This window comes from Psychrobacter sp., assembly GCF_018260395.1.
GTDB lineage: Bacteria > Pseudomonadota > Gammaproteobacteria > Pseudomonadales > Moraxellaceae > Psychrobacter.
This window is the reverse complement of sequence record NZ_JAGLBC010000204.1, coordinates 1-2,871: the sequence shown is the minus strand read 5'-3', so window position 1 is coordinate 2,871 and position 2,871 is coordinate 1. Positions and strand designations below refer to the sequence as shown.

The 2,871-nt window shown below is 38.1% G+C and carries 2 protein-coding genes; one reads left to right on the top strand and one right to left on the bottom strand.

What is annotated here, in order from left to right; genetic code table 11:
* Positions 1 to 26: 26 nt before the first annotated feature.
* A complete protein-coding gene (locus QZ265_RS10440; RefSeq protein ID WP_296405936.1) occupies positions 27 to 1,112 on the bottom strand; it encodes a 3-deoxy-7-phosphoheptulonate synthase in 1,086 nt (361 codons plus the stop codon).
* Positions 1,113 to 1,516: 404 nt separating this feature from the next.
* Here QZ265_RS10440 and lpxB point away from each other — a divergent pair, with 404 nt between their 5' ends.
* Positions 1,517 to 2,806, top strand: a complete 1,290-nt coding sequence (gene lpxB / locus QZ265_RS10435; protein ID WP_296405935.1) for a lipid-A-disaccharide synthase — start codon at positions 1,517 to 1,519, stop codon at positions 2,804 to 2,806.
* The last annotated feature ends 65 nt before the right edge of the window (positions 2,807 to 2,871 follow it).

Genomic DNA, 2,871 nt, shown 5'->3' with positions numbered 1-2,871 from the left:
TAACTTATTAACTATATTATTCGTAATTATCGACTAGGAAGAACATCTCTAATCGTACTACGTAAGTTGCGAAGTGAGGCAACGGTACTTTCCCAATCCAAACAACCGTCTGTAATTGATTTGCCGTATTCCAGTTGTGAAAGATCATTGGTAAGTTTTTGATTGCCGCCCTTCAAGTGGCTTTCAACCATTAAGCCCATAATAGATTTATTACCATTTTGGATTTGTTCAGCCACATTTTGGATAACCATGGGTTGTAAATAAGGGTCTTTACCAGAATTGGCATGGCTTGAGTCAATCATAATTTTAACCATAGCATTGCCTTTTAGCAGCTCATTCTCAGCTTGCTCTACTGAAGATTGGTCATAGTTAGGTTTACCATTACCACCACGTAAGACAACATGGGCATAAGGATTGCCTTTTGATTTAATAATACATACTTGACCGTCAGTAGATAAGCCTAAGAAGTTATGGCCAGACTTAACCGCGTTCATGGCATTCACTGCCACAGTCATACCGCCATCAGTACCATTTTTGAACCCTACAGGACAAGATAAACCAGAACTCATTTCACGGTGAGTCTGACTCTCAGTGGTACGAGCACCAATGGCTGACCAACTAATAAGATCTTGCATATATTGCGGCGTATTAGGATCTAAGGCTTCCGTGGCACACGGTAAACCTTTTTCATTTAAGTCGAGTAGAAGCTTGCGTGCCATACGCAGTCCTTTTTCGATATCGAAGCTGTCGTTCATATCAGGATCGTTAATTAAACCTTTCCAGCCTACAGTGGTACGAGGCTTTTCAAAATAGACTCGCATAACAATATAAATACTGTCTTTTAATTCATCTGCTAACTTTACCAATTTATCTGCATACTCATGGGCTGCCTTAATATCATGAATAGAGCAGGGGCCTACCACGACCAAAAGACGTTTATCTGTCCCATCAAGAATATTTTGGATAGTAGTACGACCATTTAGTACAGTTTGATATGCTTTTTCAGATAAAGGATACTCAGCCTTAAGGCTAGCTGGCGTAATTAGCGGGATAAATTCTTCAATATTCACGTCATCAATATCTGCTGTGTGGGTGGTCGATTGTAAAGTCATATTCATATTGCCTAGTTTAAAATATTGTTAAAAAGATTGGATAATTTTTATTGATATAACATTATAAGATATGGAATAAAATAAATGCTTATAAATTATAACCAAAACATTATAAATTCTTAAAGCACATTAAACGCAAGATAACTATTTATAACTGAATCATACCATTTTTTTAGGGATAACTTTATTATGGGGGCTTATTCTTAGATTGACAAGTGTTAAGCTCTCGTTATTGCTTGATATAGGGAATGGTCACTACAAATATTTGTTATACTATTTTCCTGTTCAGTGATTTATATGATTGCCTGATATATACGATTGACTGTTTTATGATTTTTATGATGTCATTATCTTACTAGATTATTAGCCCTTATAAATTCCTTGATATTAAAGTAGAGTTAGCTATGTTTTCACGAGGTTCCGAGCAGTCTACACCCATAAAAAATACAGATTCTAACCAGCCTTTAGTGATAGGCATAGTTGCTGGCGAAGCCTCCGGTGACAGCCTTGGTGCTGACTTCATGTATCAGGTGAATGATCTTATTGAGGATGTAATCTGGGTAGGTGTCGGTGGACCCAAAATGATAGCGCAAGGGTTAAAATCTTTATTTCCCTTAGATCGTCTGGCAGTAATGGGACTTGTCGAGGTGATGTCTCACTTACCGGATTTGCTAAAAGCAAGGTCTGAGTTGGTATCAGCCTTTAGCAGAGCTCAGATAAATTGGTTTATTGGTATTGATGCCCCCGACTTTAACTTAAGAGTAGCCAAGAAGTTAAAACCAAAAGGTGTCTTCTGTGTCCAATATGTCAGCCCTTCTATATGGGCATGGCGCGAATCACGTATCGAATCTATTAAGAAAGCCACGCATCTGGTACTGTGTCTATTTCCCTTCGAACTTGAAGTCTACCAGCGTCATAACCATCCTGCGGTCTGTGTAGGTCATCCTCTGCTACATAATCTACCCAAAGATTTAGTACAAATAGCCACCCATGAGCAAAGACGCGAATTGATTTGGCATAACTCTGAATTACATAATTTCTTTGTCAATCGCAAAGAAGACATTAGCCAAATGATTTGCTTAATGCCAGGCTCGAGACGCTCCGAAATTAATGCTATCCTCCCTTTAATGTTAAACGCGGTCAGTCGACTTTTACTGGTTGATGAAAAACTATGCTTTGTGATACCCACCATAGATAAAAACCATCAGTATATTGTAAAAGACTTAATCGAGCGTCAGGATGAGTCATTAAGACAAGCTGTTGCTGTTGCTTATGATGAGACACAGCAGCAACCAGACTTTAGCCAGTCCATTATGGCCATGTCTGATTTGATAGTATTGGCATCAGGAACTGCTACTTTAGAAGCAATGCTATTAAATCGACCTATGGTGGTAGTTTATCAAATGAAAAAGTTGACCTATGCCATTGCCAAGCGATTGGTTAAAGTTCCATACGTCTCATTGCCCAATATCTTGGCTGCAGATGAAATTGTGCCTGAGCTTATTCAAGAAGAGGCTACTGGAGATAATATTTGTCGCAAAGTAACCCAGCTTATGACTCCACAGGTTTATGAGGAGCAATTAGTTAGGCTAAAAGAGACTTCAGTTTGGTTAGAGCAGCACAGCAGTCAAAGTGCGGTATCAGCCGTTGTTAATGCTTGGCATGATCATTTAAATAACAATCTTATTAAATAAATTTATTAAATAAGATTTAAACCTATTGTAAAGCTACTTATAATGACCACTTTTTCACTTACTAT